Annotated in this window: 17 protein-coding genes; 2 read left to right on the forward strand and 15 right to left on the reverse strand. The window is 58.5% G+C overall.

Translation table 11 applies throughout. The features are described 5' to 3' along the window. Window positions 1-8: 8 nt before the first annotated feature. The 10 genes from CCGE525_RS11420 to CCGE525_RS11465 all read right to left on the reverse strand — a co-directional run bounded on the left by CCGE525_RS11420 (window position 9) and on the right by CCGE525_RS11465 (window position 12,277). Window positions 9-326, reverse strand: coding sequence for an RcnB family protein (locus CCGE525_RS11420; protein WP_120704345.1), 318 nt, complete (start codon window positions 324-326; stop codon window positions 9-11). A gap of 219 nt (window positions 327-545) precedes the next feature. Beyond that, window positions 546-2,156, reverse strand: coding sequence for a glycoside hydrolase family 43 protein (locus CCGE525_RS11425; RefSeq protein ID WP_120704346.1), 1,611 nt, complete (start codon window positions 2,154-2,156; stop codon window positions 546-548). Window positions 2,157-2,289: 133 nt separating this feature from the next. Next, a complete protein-coding gene (gene mgrA, locus CCGE525_RS11430) occupies window positions 2,290-3,321 on the reverse strand; it encodes an L-glyceraldehyde 3-phosphate reductase (protein WP_120704347.1) in 1,032 nt (343 codons plus the stop codon). 69 nt (window positions 3,322-3,390) lie between these two features. Next, window positions 3,391-4,524 carry a Gfo/Idh/MocA family protein gene (locus tag CCGE525_RS11435; protein ID WP_120704348.1) on the reverse strand — a complete coding sequence of 378 codons (1,134 nt, stop codon included), beginning with the start codon at window positions 4,522-4,524 and terminating at the stop codon, window positions 3,391-3,393. A 10-nt stretch (window positions 4,525-4,534) separates the two neighbouring features. Continuing rightward, window positions 4,535-5,296, reverse strand: coding sequence for a sugar phosphate isomerase/epimerase family protein (locus CCGE525_RS11440; protein WP_120704349.1), 762 nt, complete (start codon window positions 5,294-5,296; stop codon window positions 4,535-4,537). An 82-nt stretch (window positions 5,297-5,378) separates the two neighbouring features. Further along, the gene (locus CCGE525_RS11445; protein ID WP_120704350.1) at window positions 5,379-7,841 is read right to left on the reverse strand and encodes a beta-mannosidase; all 2,463 of its coding nucleotides are present in this window, start codon (window positions 7,839-7,841) and stop codon (window positions 5,379-5,381) included. A 56-nt stretch (window positions 7,842-7,897) separates the two neighbouring features. Further along, the gene (locus tag CCGE525_RS11450; protein ID WP_120704351.1) at window positions 7,898-8,989 is read right to left on the reverse strand and encodes an ABC transporter ATP-binding protein; all 1,092 of its coding nucleotides are present in this window, start codon (window positions 8,987-8,989) and stop codon (window positions 7,898-7,900) included. 3 nt (window positions 8,990-8,992) lie between these two features. Beyond that, on the reverse strand, window positions 8,993-9,937 hold the full coding sequence (locus tag CCGE525_RS11455) for a carbohydrate ABC transporter permease (RefSeq protein WP_120704352.1): 945 nt from the start codon (window positions 9,935-9,937) through the stop codon (window positions 8,993-8,995). Next, window positions 9,930-10,835: a carbohydrate ABC transporter permease gene (locus tag CCGE525_RS11460; protein WP_120704353.1), complete on the reverse strand. Its 906-nt coding sequence runs from the start codon at window positions 10,833-10,835 to the stop codon at window positions 9,930-9,932. Before CCGE525_RS11460 ends, CCGE525_RS11455 begins: the two co-directional genes overlap by 8 nt. 206 nt (window positions 10,836-11,041) lie before the next feature. After that, complete coding sequence (locus CCGE525_RS11465) at window positions 11,042-12,277, reverse strand: ABC transporter substrate-binding protein (RefSeq protein WP_120704354.1); 1,236 nt, start codon at window positions 12,275-12,277, stop codon at window positions 11,042-11,044. Window positions 12,278-12,737: 460 nt separating this feature from the next. Between CCGE525_RS11465 and CCGE525_RS11470 the strand changes: the two genes are divergently transcribed. Further along, window positions 12,738-13,772 carry a LacI family transcriptional regulator gene (locus CCGE525_RS11470; protein ID WP_120704355.1) on the forward strand — a complete coding sequence of 345 codons (1,035 nt, stop codon included), beginning with the start codon at window positions 12,738-12,740 and terminating at the stop codon, window positions 13,770-13,772. Window positions 13,773-13,841: 69 nt separating this feature from the next. Here CCGE525_RS11470 and gndA read toward each other — a convergent pair whose 3' ends face one another. Continuing rightward, window positions 13,842-15,269 (reverse strand): NADP-dependent phosphogluconate dehydrogenase, encoded by a 1,428-nt coding sequence (gene gndA, locus CCGE525_RS11475; protein ID WP_120704356.1) that lies wholly within the window; start codon window positions 15,267-15,269, stop codon window positions 13,842-13,844. 299 nt (window positions 15,270-15,568) lie between these two features. Between gndA and CCGE525_RS11480 the strand changes: the two genes are divergently transcribed. Beyond that, window positions 15,569-15,967 (forward strand): SRPBCC family protein, encoded by a 399-nt coding sequence (locus tag CCGE525_RS11480; protein WP_120704357.1) that lies wholly within the window; start codon window positions 15,569-15,571, stop codon window positions 15,965-15,967. A 6-nt stretch (window positions 15,968-15,973) separates the two neighbouring features. Here the strand turns inward: CCGE525_RS11480 and CCGE525_RS11485 are convergent, their stop codons facing one another. The 4 genes from CCGE525_RS11485 to CCGE525_RS11500 are packed head-to-tail and all read right to left on the reverse strand — an operon-like array spanning window position 15,974 to window position 20,045. Next, entirely contained in the window at window positions 15,974-16,591 is a 618-nt protein-coding gene (locus CCGE525_RS11485; protein WP_120704358.1) for an ABC-type transport auxiliary lipoprotein family protein, read from the reverse strand. Window positions 16,592-16,629: 38 nt separating this feature from the next. Next, window positions 16,630-18,000, reverse strand: a complete 1,371-nt coding sequence (locus tag CCGE525_RS11490) for an MlaD family protein (protein ID WP_120704359.1) — start codon at window positions 17,998-18,000, stop codon at window positions 16,630-16,632. A gap of 8 nt (window positions 18,001-18,008) precedes the next feature. Next, window positions 18,009-18,872, reverse strand: coding sequence for an ABC transporter ATP-binding protein (locus tag CCGE525_RS11495; RefSeq protein WP_120704360.1), 864 nt, complete (start codon window positions 18,870-18,872; stop codon window positions 18,009-18,011). A 12-nt stretch (window positions 18,873-18,884) separates the two neighbouring features. After that, window positions 18,885-20,045, reverse strand: coding sequence for an ABC transporter permease (locus CCGE525_RS11500; protein ID WP_120704361.1), 1,161 nt, complete (start codon window positions 20,043-20,045; stop codon window positions 18,885-18,887). Window positions 20,046-20,129: the final 84 nt, after the last annotated feature.

Below are 20,129 nucleotides of genomic sequence, written 5' to 3' on the forward strand. Positions count from 1 at the left end.
GATCAAACTCAGTGAGCGATCTCAACTTTGGAGATCAGGCCGCTCGTGATGCCGACGAGCAGGAAATTGTTGTCGATCCGAACCCAGTGATAGCCGCGCGGCGGAGCCTTCAGGCGATAACGGCGATAGTCGATGCTCTTGGCGCGATGGCGATCAGCAGTCGACAAACGACGGCCCTTGACCCAGTGCCCCTTGTGAACGACGACCTTCTTCTTCTCAACGACGACCTCTTTGTTGTGGACCGGCGCTGCATTGGCTTCGACGGCCATCGCCAACGGCGCTGCCAGTACGGAAGCGGCAAGAAGGATGGAAAAGAGCTTCTTCATTGGAATGTTTCCTCAATTCGTTGTTTGTGCCTGCGAATTTATCGCGCAAAGGATAAACCGAATCTGAAAATCATATTAAGGTTTTGTAATAGAAATTACATGGTTGCAGGGATTTTCTAATGGAATGAGTATACGATGTTGCCAGCAACCAACGGCCTGTAAAAGTCCCGCCCGTCTTTCAACCAAAGACGGGCGGACGACCGATAGTAGTCGGGCAAATCAAAGCTGGTCGTAATTGAACCAGTCGAAATCTGCCGTCTTTGCCCGACCCGACGTATCGAAGGCGAACATCCCGGCGAAGGCGCCGGTAAAGGAGCCGTGTTCGCCACGACCGCCTTCGTCGGAGATGACACCGGCGTCCAGGACCGGACCGATAGCCTGCCACGCCCCCATACCCTCGGCCTGCCAGAAGAACTGCAGGTCATTGTCACGGACCTCCATCGCCAGCTGAATGCGACCATCTGGAACGGAGACGCCGCCTTCGATCGGGAAACTCAGCCGGCCGTTCGGATAATCGCCGGCGCAGGTCATGATGGTCACGCAGCGCCCGAGCTTCTCATGCAGGGTGACCGCTATCGCATGCAGTTTGAAGCGATTGTAATAATGGGTCAAACCGGCAACCTGCTGATAGGTATCGGGTTGAAATTCGACGACCGTCTCGGCCCGGAAGCTATGATGCTGCTGCCGACGGGCGACGAGTGCTTGCTCGAACCAGGAGCCGATGCTTTCCCGCGCGAACAGACGCAGATGGCCGGGCCGTTCCGTCAGGCTGAAAATGCGTTCCGGCTGCGACGTGCGCAGCCACTGAAAGTCCATCGGCAGCTTGCCGCCGTCGAAATTGTAGCCACTGCGACGCGGCTTTTCGATCGGCAGAGCTTGGCGCGGGCCCTGCACTTCGACATCGGGAACCACCGTGCCGTTTTCGAGATAGAGCCAGCCGTCTTCCTTCCAGACGCATTTCTGCAGGCTGGTCTCGCGGCCGAGCGTACAGCGGCGATGCGGGGGCAACGGCCGGCCGGAGAGATGCGTGTGGTAAAACTGCCCATCGGCCGTTTCGACGTATTGACCATGCCCTGCCCGCTGCAGCACCGCTTCCGGATGGTCCTTCGAGGTGATGAGATGCTTGTTCGGATGCAGCTCGTAAGGTCCGTCGATATTGCGCGAGCGCGCCATGGTGACGGCGTGGTCGTAACCGGTGCCGCCCTCGGCAGTCGTCAGATAATAGTAGCCGTTGCGCTTGAAGAGATGCGGTCCTTCGACCAAACCAAGCTCGGTGCCGCCAAAGATATTCTTGATCGGCCCCTTCAGCGATCTCGTCACCGGATCCCATTCCTGCAGCAAAATGCCGTCGAAGGCCGGCGTCTTCGGCGAGCCCCCATAGCTTTCGGTGCGATGGTTCCATTGCATGTTGACGAACCATTTGCGGCCGTCGTCATCATGGAAGAGCGAGGGATCGAAGCCTGAGGAGTTGACATAGGAAGGATCGGACCACTCGCCTTCGATCGTCGGCGACGTCACGATGTAGTTATGCGCATCCTTGAAATTGCCGTCGTAACGCTTGACGTCGGTGTAGACCAGCCAGAAGAGGCCATCGGCATAGGAGAGGCATGGCGCCCAGATACCGCAGCTATCCGGCTCGCCGCGCATGTCGAGCTGGGAGGCCCGCTCCAGTGGGCGGCGAACCAGGGTCCAGTTCACCAGGTCGCGCGAATGATGAATCTGCACGCCCGGATACCATTCGAAGGTCGAGGTGGCGATGTAATAGTCCTCGCTGACGCGGCAGATAGAAGGATCGGGGTTGAAGCCCGGCAAAATCGGGTTGCGGATCATGGGACCATCTCCTCCAGAGAACACATCAATATGCGCCGTTCGCGCAGCAATGGATACCGTGCCGACAATGCCTGCCGGTCAGACGGGGACAAAGCAAAACGCCCGGAACCAGGCTCCGGGCGTCTTTGAATGACTATTCAAGCTCGGCCGACTTGGCCCAGAGATTGATATCGGCCTCACGGGCGTAGATATCGATTTCCTTGAGCTCGTCCGCGGTGAATTCGAGATTGTCGAGCGCCTTGACGCAGTCGACGATCTGCGACGAACGGCTAGCCCCAATCAGCGCCGAGGTAATGCGGCCGCCGCGAAGCACCCACGCAATCGCCATCTGCGCCAGGGTCTGACCACGCTTTTCAGCAATCTCGTTGAGCTTGCGGATATTGTCGATGATCGACGGGCGAATGAAGTCCCGCTTCAGGAAGTGGTTTTGTGCGGCGCGGCTGTCCTCGGGAATGCCGCCTAGATATTTTGTCGTCAGCATGCCCTGGGCGAGTGGCGAGAAGACGATCGAGCCGATGTCAAGGTCTTCCAGCGTATCGACCAGGCCGTCATCCTCGACCCAACGATTGAGCATGGAATAGCTGGGCTGATGGATAAGGCACGGCGTGCCGAGGTCCTTCAGAATGGCTGCCGCTTCGCGCGTGCGTTGTGAGTTGTAGGAGGAGATGCCGACATAAAGCGCCCTGCCCGAACGAACGATATGGTCGAGCGCACCGCAGGTCTCTTCCAGTGGCGTGTCCGGATCGAAGCGGTGCGAATAGAAGATGTCGACATAATCGAGACCCATGCGTTTCAGGCTCTGATCACAGGACGCAATCAAATATTTGCGGCTGCCCCATTCGCCATAGGGACCCGGCCACATGTCATAGCCGGCCTTGGAGGAGATGATCAGCTCATCGCGCAGGCCGGCGAAATCGGTCCGCAGAATCTCTCCGAAAGCGGTCTCTGCGCTGCCGGGAGGCGGGCCGTAATTGTTGGCGAGATCGAAGTGCGTGATGCCGAGATCGAAAGCGGTGCGGCACATATCGACCTTGCGATCATGCGGCGTGTCACCACCGAAATTATGCCAGAGCCCCAGCGAAACCGCCGGCAGCTTCAGACCGGAGCGCCCGGTCCTGTTGTACTTCATGTTCGCATAGCGATCGGATGCCGGTTGCCAAGCCATAGTTCCAGTTCCTCTGATATGAAAAGCGCGCGGGCTATCCGCCCGCGCGCAAACTAGCTTTTTGTACGCTTACTTCAAGAGCGCTTGGGCCTCTTCGATGCCGAGCGCGGCCGGCTGCGTGCAAGTCGTGGTCAGATCGACGAAGCGCTTCTCAGCACCCGATTTCAGGATCGAGGTCATGACGTCGACGCCATGCAGCGTGCGGTCGAGCGAGCAGCGGGCATCCCGGCCATCGATCAGCGATGCCGCCATGTCGGCAAGACCGGCCGTGCGATAATTGGCGCGCGGGCCGTTCGGGCTTTCCTGATTGGAAATGCCGAAGGGATGCGCCCATTCGCCGAGCGGCTTGATGTCTTTGTCACGGCCGCTTGCCTCGACCGTGCCGCCGAAGAAGTTCGGATCAGGCACATAGAGCGAGCCTTCGGTGCCGTATAGCTCCATATTGGCGTGGCGGTGCGACCAGACATCCCAGCTCGCGGTCAACGTCACGGTCGCGCCGCTGACGAATTCCAGGAGCGCCTGGATCGTCGTCGGTGTCTTCACCGGGATGACCTCGCCGCTGCGCGGCTGGCTGGTGATGGTGCGGGTTTCCGACGCCATCGAGGTCATGGCGCCGACGCGCCTGACCGGACCGATGAGGTTGATGAGATTGGCGATGTAGTAAGGGCCGAGATCGAGGACCGGTCCGCCACCCGGCAGGAAGAAAAAATCCGGATTCGGATGCCACATTTCCATGCCTGGGCTCATGACGTAGCAAGCGCCCGAAGTGACACGGCCGATGCCGCCCTCGTCGACGAACTTACGGGCAAGCTGGTGGGCGCCGCCGAGGAAGGTGTCGGGAGCGCAGCCGACGGCAAGCCCCTTCTCCTTGGCGATGCGACGCAGCTCTTCGCCCTGCTCCAGCGACAGCACGAGAGGCTTTTCGGAATAGACATGCTTTCCGGCCTCCAGGATGCGCTTGGAGACCGGAAAATGCGCGTCCGGGATCGTCAGGTTGACGATGACATCGAGCTCGTCATTGGCGAGCAGTTCGTCGATCGTCTGAGCCTTGACCTGATACTCCTCGGCGCGCAAGCGCGCCGCGTCCATATTGATATCAGCGCAAGCGAGCACCTTCAGGCCCTTGAAGAGCGGAGAAAGCTTGAAATAGGTGGTTGAGATGTTGCCGCATCCGATGATGCCGACGCCAAGTTCCTTAGCCATGTGGAATGCCTCAGTAGGTCTTGAAGGATGCGATGGAACGGGTGATCAAGCGATCGACGTCGCTCGGATTGTCATGTTCGACGACGAAGTGCTTGACCTTGGTGCCGGCCAGCGCCTTGATCAGCTTCGGCCACGGAACCGTGCCATGACCGACATCGGCCCAGCCGTCTTCATTCTTGTTCTCGCCAGCTGGCGCAATGTCCTTGACGTGAACGGCCGTGATGCGCGGGCCGAGCTTCTCGATCCAGGCGAAGGGATCGGCGCCGCCGCGGATGACCCAGGCGATATCAGCTTCCCAGGAAATATCCGGAGCGCCCTCGAAGATCTGCTCGATCGGCAGCGAGCCATCGGCCTGCTTGACGAATTCGAAGTCGTGGTTATGCCAGCCGAACTCGAAGCCGGCGTCCTTGTACGGCTTTGCCATCTCATGCAGGCGCTTACCGAAAGCGAGCCAGCCGGCGGCATCGGTCGGACGCTGATCGGCGGCAAGATGCGGCGCATAGATCGAATCCATGCCGAGGATTTTTCCGATCGTCAGCGACTTCTCGACCTGACCGTCGAGGAAATCAGGGCTGAAATGGCCGCTCGCCATCGTCAGGCCGTTCTTGTCCAGCTCAGCGCGCAGGTTCTTCAGGCCAGCCTCGTCCAGATCGGCATAAATACCGCCAAAACCTTCGACTTCCGCATAGCCGGCCTTGCCGAGTTTCACGAAAATATCCGAATAAGGCTGAAAATTGCGGGCGCTATAAAGCTGGAATCCAAGTTTCGTCATCGATATTTCCTCCAATGGCCTTGCGGCCTCCTGTCATGGGCCTGCGGCCCGTAAATCGCCACCGAAAGGCGGCCGGATACCCTCAGTCCACCGATTGGCTGGACTGCAAGTCGTAGAAACGGAAGTCCGGGATGCTCCCGGCAAACGGCTTGGCCGGTGTGAAGACGATACGGCGGCTTTCGCCGGCGGCGAGGTCGAAGGCGTTGTCGGAATAACGCCCTTCCGTCTCGCTCTCGATCATCACAAACAGCGCCAATCCCTTTGCGGTCACGGTGAGTGCCACCGTACCGTCCTCCTCGATCTTCTCCCTCTGCACCGTAAGGCCTGCGGGCTGAAGCTCCAAGGCCTTATAGGTGCCGTGGACATAGTGCCCTTCGCCGCCCATTCCGTTTGATGCGGTGAAATGCCACGCCAGCAGACAATCGGCCGGCACCTGAGACGCGTCGATCGACGGCGCCGTACAGGCCGCATCCGGAGTGCAGACGGCATGAGCAGTCGTCAGCGGCACGCGCTCGCCATCGAGCTTCAGCAGCGAAACGGCGACGTCGACGGTGACGTCCTCGTTGGTGTCGTTGACGAGCGAGAATCGGATGGTTTTGTTGTCCTCGGACGGAATGGCTGCCACCGAAACCGGCTGGAAAAAGCGGCGCACGAGATAGTGCATCGCCTTCCAGCGTCCGCCGTAATCGAGGCTCGACCAGGAGGCCACCGGCCAGGTGTCGTTGAGCTGCCAATAGATTGTGCCCATGCAATGCGGCTTGAGCGACCGCCAATATTCGACCGCCGTCTTGATGGCGAGCCCCTGCTGCACCTGGCTCAGATAGACGAAGTTCGGGAAATCCTTCGGGAAGCGGAAATAGCGGAACATCGTGCCGGCAATGCGCTCGTTGCCGCCAGCGTTCTTCTGATGCAGTTCCATCACCGGCGACGCAATATTCATGTCCTTGGCATCGGCATAGGTCTTGATGACGGGAAGCGACGTATAGGACTGGAAGCCGAACTCCGAGCAGAAGCGCGGGCGCACCGAACGATAATTGTCGAAGGACTTGTTCTCGTGCCAAACCGACCAATAGTGCATATCACCTGAGCCATCAGCATGCCAAGCGTCGCCGAAGTTGAGATAGCCGGATGCCGGGCTCGACGGCCACCAAATTGCATCCGGTGCAGCCTTCTTCATCGCCTGTTCGATCGTCCGGTTGAGGCGATCGTAGGAAACGAGATAGCGATCGCGGTCTTTGCGGGATTCTTCGAACCAGGTGAGCGCCCCCACCAGCTCGTTGTCGCCGCACCAGAGCACGATCGAAGGATGTGTTGCCAGCCGCCGAACCTGATAGTCGGCTTCGGCCTCGACATTCTCGAGAAAATCGCCGGTCGAGGGATAGAGGTTGCAGGCGAACATGAAGTCCTGCCAGATCATCAGGCCCAAGCGGTCACAGATGTCATAGAACCAATCATGCTCGTAAAAGCCGCCGCCCCAGATACGGATGATGTTCATGTTCGCCGCTGCGGCCGACTGCAGCAGGTCCTCGGTCAAGGCGGGGCTTGAACGTGAAAACAGCGCATCCGCCGGGATCCAATTGGCGCCGCGGGCGAATATCTCGCGTCCGTTGACCTTGAGTGCGAAACGGCTGCCCGCTTCATCCTCATCAGTGGTCAGCTCGACGGTGCGCAGACCGATCTGCCGCGTCACCGTCTCGGAATTGGTTTCGACGGAGAGCGCATAGAGCGCCTGCTCGCCACTGCCGGCCGGCCACCAGAGCTTCGGTTTGTCGACATGAAAGACATGCGTCACCAAGGTCTCGCCGGCGTTGACGCCGACATCCAGCCGCAGGCGCTCGTCGTCGAGCTGGAAATAAACTTGAGCAACGCCGACGCCCCTCGCATACAGCGCAACAGTCACCTGGAGGTCGACCGAGCCGTCGGCATTGTGAACCTGCCGCGTGACCACATTCTCGATGCGGGCGGTTTCGAGCTTTTTCAGTGCAATCGTGCCGTAGAGACCGAGTGGTGCCACGGCGATGTTCCAGTCCCAGCCGAAATGGCACTGCGGCTTGCGCAGCATGTTGCCGTTCGGGATCGGCGAATTGGCGGTGCTGTAGGGAATATAGAATGGCTGCTTTGCCTGCAGTTCAGCGCCAGCCTTGACGCTGGAATGCAGCACGATGCGGATGGTATTCTCACCTGCCTTCAACGTCTTGGAGACATCCGGCCGATAACGTTGAAAGCAGTTGTTGCCTTCGAGCACGAGCGTGTCGTTGACATAGACACTCGCCACCGTGTCCAGATATTCGATGTCGAGATACCAGTCGCCTCCTGCGTCATCGAGATTGAAGCTGCGCTCAACTTGCCAATCCTGCTTCGCAACCCATTGCACGACCTCTTCGTTTCGGCCGAAATAAGGGTCCGGAATGACCTCTGCAGCATGAAGTGCGGTGTGGACATCGCCCGGCACGGGCATGGAAAGAGAATGATCACTGTCTGGCGAAGTAAGCCGCCACTGACCAGCCAGATCGACTGTAAAATTGCCATTGAATGAAGACGACATCGGACCTCCCGAACCGCTGCAAAATGGAGGCGACAGAGTCACCTCCATTCATATGATCATATTCTGAGTTCTGTCTGTGCGTCAAAGAGCGAAGCGAGCGTCATATCGAAACCGAGCTTCACGGGCGTGCCCGCGCTGAAACGCCGCGCCCCGTTGATGCGCACCGACATGGTGTGACCGGCGTGCTTGAGCCATAACAGGTTGTCGGCACCCATCGGCTCTTCGATATCGACCGTCGCATTGTGCACTTCGGCACCGGGAGCGAGATCCTCGTTCACCTTGATGTGCTCGGGCCGGACTCCGAGGATGACCTTGCGGCCGGCTGCCGGCGTCTCCCCGGTATTATAGCCGTCGAGCGAGAAAATCACATCGTTGGCAGCAAACGCGATCTTGCCTTCGCGGTTCACGAGTTCTCCATGAAGGAAATTCATCGACGGCGAGCCGATGAAGCCGGCAACGAAGAGATTGCGCGGCGCATTGTAGATCGTCGTCGGATCATCGAGCTGCTGGATGATGCCGTTCTTCATGATAGCGATGCGGTCGGCGAGCGTCAGCGCTTCGATCTGATCGTGGGTGACGTAGATCATCGTGTTCTTCAGCGACTGGTGCAGCCGCTTGATTTCGACGCGCAGCTCCGACCGCAGCTTGGCGTCGAGATTCGACAGCGGCTCGTCGAACAGGAACACGTCGACATCGCGCACCAGGGCACGGCCGATCGCCACGCGCTGGCGCTGGCCGCCGGAAAGCTCGGCGGGCTTGCGCTTGAGCAATGGCTGGATCTGCAGGATTTCGGCGGCGCGGGCAATGCGCTTGTCGATCTCCGCCTGCGGCACCTTGGCGACGCGCAGCCCGAAGGACAGGTTCTTTTCGACCGTCATCTGCGGATAGAGCGCATAGGACTGAAACACCATGCCGATGCCGCGGTCCTTCGGCTCTTCCCAGGTGACGTTCTTGCCCTTGATGAAGATCTTCCCCTCAGTGATGTCGAGCAGGCCGGCGATGCAATTGAGCAATGTCGACTTGCCGCAGCCGGACGAGCCGAGCAGCACGAGGAATTCGCCGTCGTTGATTTCGAGGTTGAGGTTCTTCAGAACGGTGACCGCGCCGAAATCGAGCGACAGGTCTTTGATGGAAACGCTGCTGGTCATGGATCACCCCTTCACTGCGCCGGCGGCGATGCCCCGAACGAAAAGCCGTCCGGAGACGAAATAGACGACCAACGGAACAAGACCCGTGAGGATCGTTGCAGCCATGTTGACGTTGTATTCCTTCACGCCCTGGACGGAATTGACGATATTGTTGAGCTGCACAGTCATCGGGTAATATTCCGGTCTGGTGAACACGACACCGAACAGGAAGTCGTTCCAGATACCCGTAATCTGCAGGATCATGGCAACGACGAAGATCGGCAGCGACATGGGCAGCATGATGCGCAGGAAAATCTGCCAGAAACCCGCACCGTCGATGCGTGCAGCCTTGAAAAGCTCCACCGGCAACGATGCAAAATAATTGCGGAACAGCAAGGTCAGGATCGGCATGCCGAAAATGCAGTGCACCAGGATCAGTCCGGTGAGCGTGCCGTAGATCCCGATATCGCGCAGGACGATGACGATGGGATAGATCATCACCTGATAGGGGATGAACGCGCCGATGATAAGGATCGCGAAGAAGAAATCAGCACCCTTGAACCGCCAGTTGGCGAGCGCATAGCCATTGACTGAAGCGACTGCGATCGAGAAGATCGTGGACGGAACGGTAATGCGCACGGAATTCCAGAACCCGCGGGAAAGACCGTCGCAATTGAGGCCGGTGCAAGCCGTTGCCCAGGCTTTCACCCATGGTTCGAATGTGATCTCCAGTGGCGGCGCGAAGATGTTCCCAAGCCGGATTTCCGGCATCCCCTTCAGTGAGGTCACAACCATCACATATAGCGGCAAAAGATAGTAAGTGGCGGCAACGAAGAGCGTGCCGTAGAGCATGATGTTACGGCCGGAAATCACGCGACGCGGCTTTGCACCGTGCGGTTCCGAGAGCGTCTTGTCGATCACGGCGGCACCGCTGCCGTTGGCATTTTTGAGAGTGATGGTATCAGACACGGTTGCGGCCTCCGCCAAATTCCAGATAGGCCCAAGGGATGACGACGATAGCAACGGTGACCAGCATCATGGTCGATGCTGCAAATCCCTGACCGAGGTTCTGCGCCTGGAACATGTAGTCGTAGACGTATTTCGCCGGGACTTCCGAAGCGATGCCAGGTCCACCGCTCGTTTGCGCGACGACGAGGTCATAGACCTTGACGATACCGCTGGCGATGATGACTAGCGTGGTGATGAAGACCGGGCGCATCATCGGAATGACAACGAACAGATAGGTCTTCCACATGGGGATCCCATCCACGCGCGCCGCTTTCCAGATGTCTTCATCGATGCCTCGCAAGCCGGCGAGCATCAAGCACATCACAAGGCCTGTTCCCTGCCAGAGTGCGGCGATCAGCACACCGTAAATCACGATGCTTGGCGTATAGAGCGGATCGAAGTTAAAGGTCGTCCAACCCAGCGAACGCACCACCGATTGGATGCCGAATTCGGGGTTGAGCAGCCACTGCCATACGAGGCCGGTGACGATGAAAGAGAGTGCGAAAGGATAAAGGAAAATCGTGCGGAAGGTATTTTCGAACCGGATCTTCTGGTCCATCAGCGCAGCCAGCACAAAGCCGATTACGAGGCTGAAGATCATCGAAAAGATGCCGTAAATGGCGAGATTTTCAATGGATACGATCCACCGAGGCGCCGCCCACAAGCGGTAGTATTGATCCAGTCCAACAAAGCTGAGACGTGGCAGCAGCTTCGAATTGGTGAAGGAATAAACTACTGTCCAGATCGTGCCGCCCAAGAAGATGACGACAGCCGTAAGGATCATCGGAATGGATGCAATCTTCGAATTCAGATTGCGCAGGAATTGATTTGGCCGGCCGGCTTTCGCGTGACCCGTCATTGTACCTCCTTCTGAAGCGCGACTGCTTCGGTGATCAGGAACAGGGTCAATGACCGCAGCTCCTGCCGCTCCCTCTTCATCCGCAGCCAACCGTCACGGGTCGGCCGCTAATAAGGGGCGCTGTAATTAGCCGGACAATAAGATGTGTCTGGCCGTGATACCGACCCGTAACGGGGGCCGGTATCACTACAGCGAGAGGATTGAGATCAATCAGCCGCAGAGATGATCTCGACGAAGCGCTTCTGCGCCGCTTCCGGCGTCATGGAAGGATTGGCGAAGAACTCGGAAAACAAGTCTTCTTTCTGCTTCTGCGTGTCGGCAGAGAGAAGCTGGTCCGTACCCTGGATCACGTTACCCTTCTTCAGGATCTCCAGGCCCTTCTTCATGCAGTCGTTAGCCGTTGCGAGATCGACGTCGCCACGCACGGGCAGCGAGCCCTTCTTGAGATTGAAGGCAACCTGGGTCTTCGGATCGAGCAGCGTCTTGGCGAGAGCTTCCTGGGCCTTCGACTTTGCTTCATCCTTCAGCAGCGGGAAGTAGAATGCGTCGCCGCCCGTCGAGATGACTTCGTTAACGCCAAGACCCGGAAGGCAGGTATAGTCCGTACCGGCTTTTTGACCTGCGAGGGCAAATTCGCCCTGCGCCCAATCGCCCATGATCTGGCCACCGGCCTTGCCGGTAATGACCATGTTCGTGGCCTGGTTCCAATCCTGAACGTTAGAGCCCTTGGACATCTTGCGAGCGTCGTCGGCGGCCTTGAAGACCTTCGCGATTTCCGGGCCGGCCGCGACCTTGGCATCCCTGTCGCCGAATACTTTCTGGTAGTTGTCTTTGCCGGCGATGGCGACCATCAGCACGTCGAAGGCACCGGTAGCCTGCCAGGGCTGACCACCCACGGCGAGCGGAACGATGCCCGCCTTCTCCAGCGCGGGAGCCGCGGCGACAAATTCATCCCAATTCTTCGGAACCGGAACGCCGGCCTTCTTGAAGGCGGCATTCGAAAGCCAAAGCCACTGCCAGGAGTGAATATTGACCGGTGCGCAGTAGATCTTGCCGTCGATCGTGCATGAATCGAGCAGGCTCGACGGACGGATGATGTCCTTCCAATGCTCCTGCGTCGCGACATCGGTCAGATCGCGCATGAGGCCGGCCTGCACAAGCTCTTCGGCCTGACGTCCATGGTTGAACTGTGTGGCACCCATCGGATCACCGCCGGTGATGCGGCTGATCATGATAGGACGCGCAGTACCGCCCGAACCGGCAATCGCACCATCGACCCAGTGATTGCCGGTCGCGTCGAACGCCTTTGCCAATTCGGCAACGGCGGCAGCTTCGCCACCGGACGTCCACCAATGGGTTACCTCAAGGTCAGTCGCCTTGGCCACACCAAGCGGCAGCACGACGGAAGCAGCCAGCGCAGCAGCCACCAAACGAATATTCATGAGCTTTCCTCCCTCACTGAAACGTTGCCGGAAAAACCTAGTCTAATCATTTTCGACGCGCAACCGCCTGCTCGTAAAATTTTTCTAAAAGTTCAAATATGTGACTCCTGATTACATTTCTCGTTTCCAATATGTCAATTTGCCCGGCGATTCCTCATATCGCCTCGCAGTCGCTACAATTATTAATATGCTGATAAATAAATGTTATTTGTGTAAACTGCCAGCGAATGCCTTAATCTCATTTCGCATCTGCAAAAGATTTTTCTGAACCCTGTGGATTCAACCGCTGGATATGCAGACCTCCCTGACATCAGAAAAAACGCTCGACTTTTTTACTGTATCGTTACAGATTTTCGAGACGAGGGAGGAATGATCAGATTGCGCATATGCTTGCGGCACCGCTGCAGGCAATATAAGCGGAGTGATCGCGGGAGGCGGCCGGGAGGCAGCATTGTACGACATGGACAGCAAGAAGATTTCCGGCGGCGGCACTACGCAATCCGCACACGAGCGACCGACGCTCAAGACGATTGCCTTCATGACGGGGCTCGGAATAACCACCGTCTCACGAGCCTTGAAAGACGCCCCGGATATCGGTGCCGAGACCAAGGAGCGGGTGCGCATGGTCGCCCGTCAATTGGGTTATCAGCCCAATCGGGCCGGCGTGCGTTTGAGAACCGGAAAGACCAACGTTATCGCCCTGGTGCTCAGCATTGACGAAGAAATCATGGGCTTCACCAGCCAGATGGTCTTCGGCATTTCCGAGGTACTGGCCGGTACGCAATATCATCTCGTCATTACGCCGCACTCGCACAGCAAGGATCCGCTGGTCCCCGTGCGCTATATTCTAGACACCGGCTCGGCCGATGGCGTCATCATATCGCGCACGGAACCGGACGATCCGCGCGTGGAGCTCATGCATGAGCGTGGGATGCCTTTCGCCACGCATGGGCGCACGAATATGGGAATCTCCCATCCTTTTCACGACTTCGACAACGAAGCTTTCGCACGCGAAGCGGTGCGCGCCCTGGTCGCCAAAGGACGGCGGCGGATCGCGCTTTTGCAGCCGCCAGGCAAACTCACCTATTACCTCCACACCCAGCTCGGCTTTCAAACGGGACTGCGCGAATGCCATGCCCAGGAGGTTCCATTGAGGGCCAGCACCGACACGACGCTTGCCGAAATCAAGGATACTGTCGAAGAATTGATGCGTTCCTCACATGCGCCCGACGGCTTCGTCTGCTCTAGCAGCGCCGGCGCCATCGCCGTGAATGCCGGCCTCGAAGCCGCGGGTTTCCGTCTCGGCCACGATATCGATATGGTCGCTAAGCAATCGACGGATGTGCTGAGCTGGATACGCCCGGAAATCATCACGATCTTCGAGGACTTTCGCCATGCCGGTCGGGAACTGGGCAAGGCGGTCATCGCGCGCATCGACGGCGTGGAACCTGAATTGCTTCAAAGTATCAGCCCCCCCGTCTGGCCAAAGAGCTGACCTCCAAGAAAAAAGCCCGCCGGACATCCCGGCGGGCCTTCAGCCTAGTCATTCCAAATAGTGCTACAATCAGCCATTCGCGCTGCTACCCCAGGGGCCGTGGTGGATATCTTTGCCATCGACGCGATCGAAGCCGTGAGCACCAAAGAAATCGCGCTGGGCCTGAATCAGGTTCGCAGTGCCGCGAGCCTGACGGTAGGCGTCGAAATAGGTCAGCGCCGAAGCTAGAGCTGGAACCGGCAGGCCAGAAGCCGTGGCGGCCGAAACGATGCGCCGCAATGACGGGATCGATTCCTTGACCATATCGGCGAATGCCGGCGTCACAATCAGGTTGGCGGCATCCGGAGTCTTGGTGAAGGCGCTGGTGATCTCATCGAGAAACTGCGAGCGGATGATGCAGCCTGCGCGCCAGATCTTGGCGATGACCGGCATCGGCAGCGACCAGTTGAACTCCTTCGAAGCTTCGGCCATGACAGCAAAGCCCTGTGCATAGGCACCGATCTTGGCGGCGAACAGCGCCAGCTCCAGATCCTTCAAGAGCTCGGGACCGAAGCCGATCGGGAATTTGTAATCCGGTGTGCCAAAAATCTTTTCGGCGGCTTCGCGCTGGCCCTTGATGGCCGACAGGCTGCGGGCAGCGACGGCCGCTTCGATCGCGGTTGCCGGAATGCCCATGTTCTGCGCTTCGATCGCCGACCACTTGCCGGTGCCCTTCTGGCCGGCCTTGTCGAGGATGACGTCAGGCATGGCGCTGCCCGTTGCCGGGTCCTTGGCAGCCAGAACCTTCTCGGTGATCTCGATCAGGTAGGAGTTCAGCCGGCCCTTGTTCCATTCACCGAAAATGCCGCTGATTTCGGCCGCGTTCTTGCCGAGGCCGTCGCGCAGGATGCCGTAGATCTCGGCGATCATCTGCATGTCGGCATATTCGATGCCGTTATGGATGGTCTTGACGAAATGACCGGCTCCGTCGTTGCCAAGCCAGGCGACGCACGGATCGTCCTTGTATTTGGCAGCAATCGACGTCAGCACTTTCTCGACGCGCTTGTAGGACTCTTCGGTGCCGCCGACCATGATCGACGGGCCGTGGCGCGCACCTTCCTCGCCGCCGGAGACGCCCATGCCGATGAAGGTCAGGCCAGTATCCTTGAGGCGATCGAAGCGCGAGATCGTATCGCGGAAATTGGCATTGCCGGCGTCGATCATGATGTCGCCCTTGTCGAGATGCGGCTGCAACGCCGCCATCTGCTGATCGACCGGATCGCCGGCCTTGATCATGATGATGATCGGCCGCGGCGGACGGATGGCTTCGACGAACTCCTCGATCGTCTTGCAGGGTATGATCTTGTCTTTCAGCGCACCTGCGTTCGCGTAAAATTCATCCGTCACCTGCGGCGTACGGTTGAACACCGCGATTTTGTTGCCCTTTTCGGCAATGTTGAGCGCCAGATTCGATCCCATGACAGCGAGACCGATCAGTCCGATTTCTGCCTTTTCCACGACAATCCTCCAATGAACCGCTTACTGCGCCGCGCGTCCCCCGGGACGGACCAAGAACGCAGTAACACTTTGAAATGACACATAACCCGAAAATCGACTCCGATTTTCGGGTTATGTGTTAGACCGATGTTGTTGCACTCCGGGCGTGAAACGGCAAGCCTTTGACAGCCTCGAATCGTCTCCATTGCAGGACCGTGCAAGAATACCGCAGCATCTTTCAAGAACTCAGCTTTTCGGTTCGGTCCAGCGATGACCCACCCGGCGTTTCATCAAACACGAATATACAGGAGGAGGAATCCATGTCGACCATGACCGCAAAGATCGTTCATATCTCCATCGATCGCCATTGGAAGGAAGTCTACGGCTTTGCCGGCCGTCCGGAAAACATGCCGCTCTGGGCCTCCGGTCTCGCGTCCGGATTGGAGCAGGATGGCGAGGATTGGGTTGCCAAAGGCATTCTCGGTACCGTCCGCGTCAGCTTTTCGCCTCGCAACGAATTCGGCGTCATCGACCATACGGTAACAATCGAATCCGGCTTCAAGGCCCATAACGCGCTGCGGGTCGTACCGAATGGTGATGGCTGCGAGGTCATGTTCACACTGCTGAAGCTGCCTGACATGACCGACACGCAATTTGCCGCAGATGCGGCGCATGTGCTGAAGGATCTCAGCACATTGAAATCCCTGATGGAGCGATAGGGATCGTTAAAGCGAGCGCAGCGTCCAATCGACGATTTCTGCCGTCACGCCGGCAAAGGCCGTATCGAGCCCCTTGACGAAATCGACGTTAGTGCCGCCGCTGACCGGCGCAACCTTGCGAAAGACGCTCTGCGCCTTGATCGTGCCCGCGCGGTCATTAAGGATTTTCACCGCAATTTCAACGGTGGCGGACCTCTGCCCTGCCACCGCATTGATCTCAAAGGCTCGGATTTCGGTGACGATCTGATAGTCGATCGCAAGCCCCTGCCCCGGTACGCCGACACCGCCAAGCTTGCCGGTATTTTCAAACGCCTCGACCAGCTTCGATTGCACTATCCGGCTCAGCTTGTCGCTCCACTGCGACTTGCTGAGATATTGAATCTCCCGGGGCGAAACGCGGATGACGATCTGGTTGCCGTCGAGCGGCTGCAGCGCAGTCGGCTGCGGGATGAGGATTTGCCGGCGCTTCACCGACGGACCGCTCGCCTTGACCGAGGCGGAGAGATCATATGTGTCGTTGACGGCGGCTGAACCGCAGCCGCTAAGCAAGGCTGCAAACAGTGGCAGAACGATCGCTGCCTTTCGATACGCCTGATAACGCCCACCCGAAACGCAGCCAACCATAGTCCGCCTATCCCTTGCAGCCCAAAAATTATTTTTCATCAATGCCTCGCCCGACCGTCATATTGCTTGACGGTATCGCCGCCGAAAATCAGGCGCTGCGGATTGCGGTCGAAGTTAGTGATAGTGTTGTTGAGATTATTAACTGTGCCTCTCATGTCATTAACGAGAGTCTGTACGTCGCGCAGACCGCCACTCGAAAATCTCTGCAGATTGTCGGCGATCGGCCCGATCCGGGCATTGAGATTGTCCGCCATCGTCTTGAAGGATTGGAGCGTGTCCCTGGCTTCCGCAAACAGCGACTGCGTGTCACCAGAGCCGAGTAATTGGTCTACCTTGGTAAGAACGCTGTCGACCTTGCTGGAAGCGGAGTTCAGCTTGTTGGAAATATCCCTGGCATTGGCGATCGTCTGATCGATATCCTGTTTGCGGGCAGCAACCGTACTGGCAACATCGCGGATCGACATGACGGCCGTCCTGGCATCCTTGGTCACCTCGGCGATATCATCCATCGAACCCTTCACCTTGTTGGGATCGATCTGCGCAACGATCGCGTCGACACGGTCCAGGGTCTTCTGCGCCTTCTGGCCGAAGGCGGTGTAGGTATCGGCGGTCTGCTTGAAGCTTGCAATGGTCGCCTTCAGATCGGTCGTCGCATCAGCGACGTTCGCCGTGATCTTGTCGGCATTGTTGACGACATCGTTGATCTTGTTGGCATCGACGGCCCGCACGAGCTTTTCGATTGCATCCAGGGTCGATTCGACGCGAGGCGACACGCTCTTGATGGTATCGGAGAGCTGTCCGACGCTGGCGAGGAACTTGTCGATATTGTCGGAATTATCAGCCAGCGCCTTGGAGAACTTCTGGGCGTTGCGCACGGTATCGGTCAGCGGACCGCGGGAATCGGAGATGAAGCCCTGTATATCGCCGATCGTGTCGTTGGCACGGTTCAGGATCTTGTCGGCGGTGTTGAGCAGATTTGTCACACTCGACTGGTCGGCGAGAAGCACCGCTCGCTTACCGGTTTCGATCGACCGCTTGAGAATGTTCTCATCACCGTTACGGCCGCCGGAAAGCTCGATATAGGCCGCACCGGTCAAGCCCTGGATTTCCAGAGCCGCCCTGGTGGACGTATAGACCGGCGCATCGGCGCGAACCTCGGTGAAGGCCAGCGAATAGTTCGGATCATCGGCATCGATCGAAAGCCCCTGCACCGAGCCGACCTGAATACCATTGAACCGAACGGGCGAACCGACGCTCAGGCCGTTTGCCGAGCCTGGAATGCGAACAACCAGCTCGGCCATCGGACCGCCGCGGCCATATTCCGCCATCCAGTAGACGAAGCCGAAGGCGGCCGCGATGACCAGCAGTGTAAAGAACCCGACGATCGTGTAGTTGGCTTTGGTTTCCATTGTTCCAGTTACTTCTTGCGGCTGTTGGCGCCAGCGCCATTGTCGTCGTTGCGATTCCCGATGCCCTCCCGCGGCACGATTGATCGCGCACGTTTGCCCCGGAAATAGGACTGCACCCAAGGGTCGTCGCAGGCCAGCATGTCTTCAACCGTTCCCTCCACCAATACCCGCTTCTGTCCGAGAACGGCAATACGGTCGCAGACGGAAAACAGGCTGTCGAGGTCGTGAGTCACCATATAGACGGTCAGGCCGAGCGTGTCGCGCAGCTTGGCAATCAGCTCGTCGAATTCCGCTGCACCGATCGGATCAAGGCCGGATGTCGGCTCGTCCAGGAAAACGAGATCGGGGTCGAGGGCCAGGGCCCTGGCAAGGGCGGCGCGTTTGATCATGCCGCCGGAGAGCTCGGACGGATATTTGTCGGCAGCATCGGCGGCTAGGCCAACCATCCGGATCTTCAGATGTGCCAACTCGTCCATCAGGGCCTGCGGCAGATCGAGATATTCCCGCATCGGTACCTGGATGTTCTCCTTCACCGTCAGCGAGGAAAATAGCGCGCCCTGCTGGAACAGCACGCCCAGGCGCATATCGAGCCTGTTGCGCTCCGGCTCGGAGAGCTTGTCATAGTCTTCGCCGAGGATCTCGATCTTGCCGGAACGGCGCGGCAGCAGCCGCAGCACCGTGCGCAACAGCACCGACTTGCCTGCGCCGGAAGCGCCGACGAAACCCAGGATTTCGCCGCGATAGATATTGAGGTTCAATTTGTCGAGCACCACCTTCGATCCGAAAGCGACGGTGACGTCCTGCGCGGAGAGTACGATATCTCTGCCCTGCTCATCCTTATCCAATGGGATTTCCGAGTGAAGCGCGCTCATTCTTGCCAGCCCTCAGAAATCGATCGCTGCGTAGAACACGGCAAACAGCCCGTCCATCAGGATCACGACGAAAATCGATTTCACAACGGACTGCGTCACATGCTGGCCGAGCGATTCGGCGCTGCCACCAACTTTCAGCCCTTCGACCGCAGCAACAATGCCGATAACCAGCGCCATGAATGGCGCCTTGATCATGCCCGCGATAACGGTGGAGAGACTGACCGCTTCGTGCAGGCGCGAAATGAAGGTGGCGAAGGTGATGCCGGAATAGGCCCAGGCGACCACAGCCGCGCCGCCAAGCGAAGCGAAATTCGCAAGGATGGTCAACAGTGGCAACGCGACGGTCAATGCCACCAGCCTGGGGAAGATCAGAACGCCGACCGGGTTCAGACCCATGACCTTCAGAGCGTCGACCTCTTCGCGCATCTTCATCGAGCCGATTTCGGCGGTAATGGCACTGCCCGAACGGCCGGCAATCATGATGGCGGTCAACAGCACACCGATTTCACGCAATTGCAGAATACCGACGAGGTCGACGACGAAGATTTCGGCACCGAAATAGCGAAGCTGGAATGCGCCCTGCTGCGCGATGATCGCGCCGATCAGAAAGGACATCAGCAAGATGATCGGCACGGCGCGCACGGCCATATGGTCGATCTGATTGACGATTGAAGCCGGCGAAACACCGCTGCCGCGCCCGAACTTCAGCTGCGCGCCCCGCACCGCCGAACCGAGAATATACATGGCCGCGATGAGGTTACCCCAGATGTCGTAAACGCTTTCGCCGATCGGCGCGAAAATCCGTTCCGCCAGCGATTTCTTTGGCCTGGGCTCCGCTGCCTCTTGGTTCGGGTCCTGGGTAAACGCGGTAAGCAGCTCGTCGATATGGGGATTGGAACCTTCGATCCTGACGCTGGCGCCGTGCCCTTCCCGGCTCTCCTTCAGGCGACGGATCAGCAGCGCGCCGGCAGTATCGATGTCAGAGAGATCGGAAAGATCGATCACCACCTGACCGTCGCTGCGTTGTTTCATCAACTGGTCGACCTGCCGCAGCACGCCATGCACATTCGCGCTGCGCCAATTGCCTTCCAGCCGATAGCGACGCCCGCTGCCATCGGGCTCGTCATCGATCCTCGGTGCATCGGTTGTCTGTTCAGCTGCTTTCAAACTCATGCGTCTTTCAGGTCTTGCGGCACAATCGCCGACTCGGGAAATCCCAGCTCAACGCTAATGGTTAATACACCGCGTGCATAGGCG

It is taken from the genome of Rhizobium jaguaris (assembly GCF_003627755.1).
GTDB lineage: Bacteria > Pseudomonadota > Alphaproteobacteria > Rhizobiales > Rhizobiaceae > Rhizobium > Rhizobium jaguaris.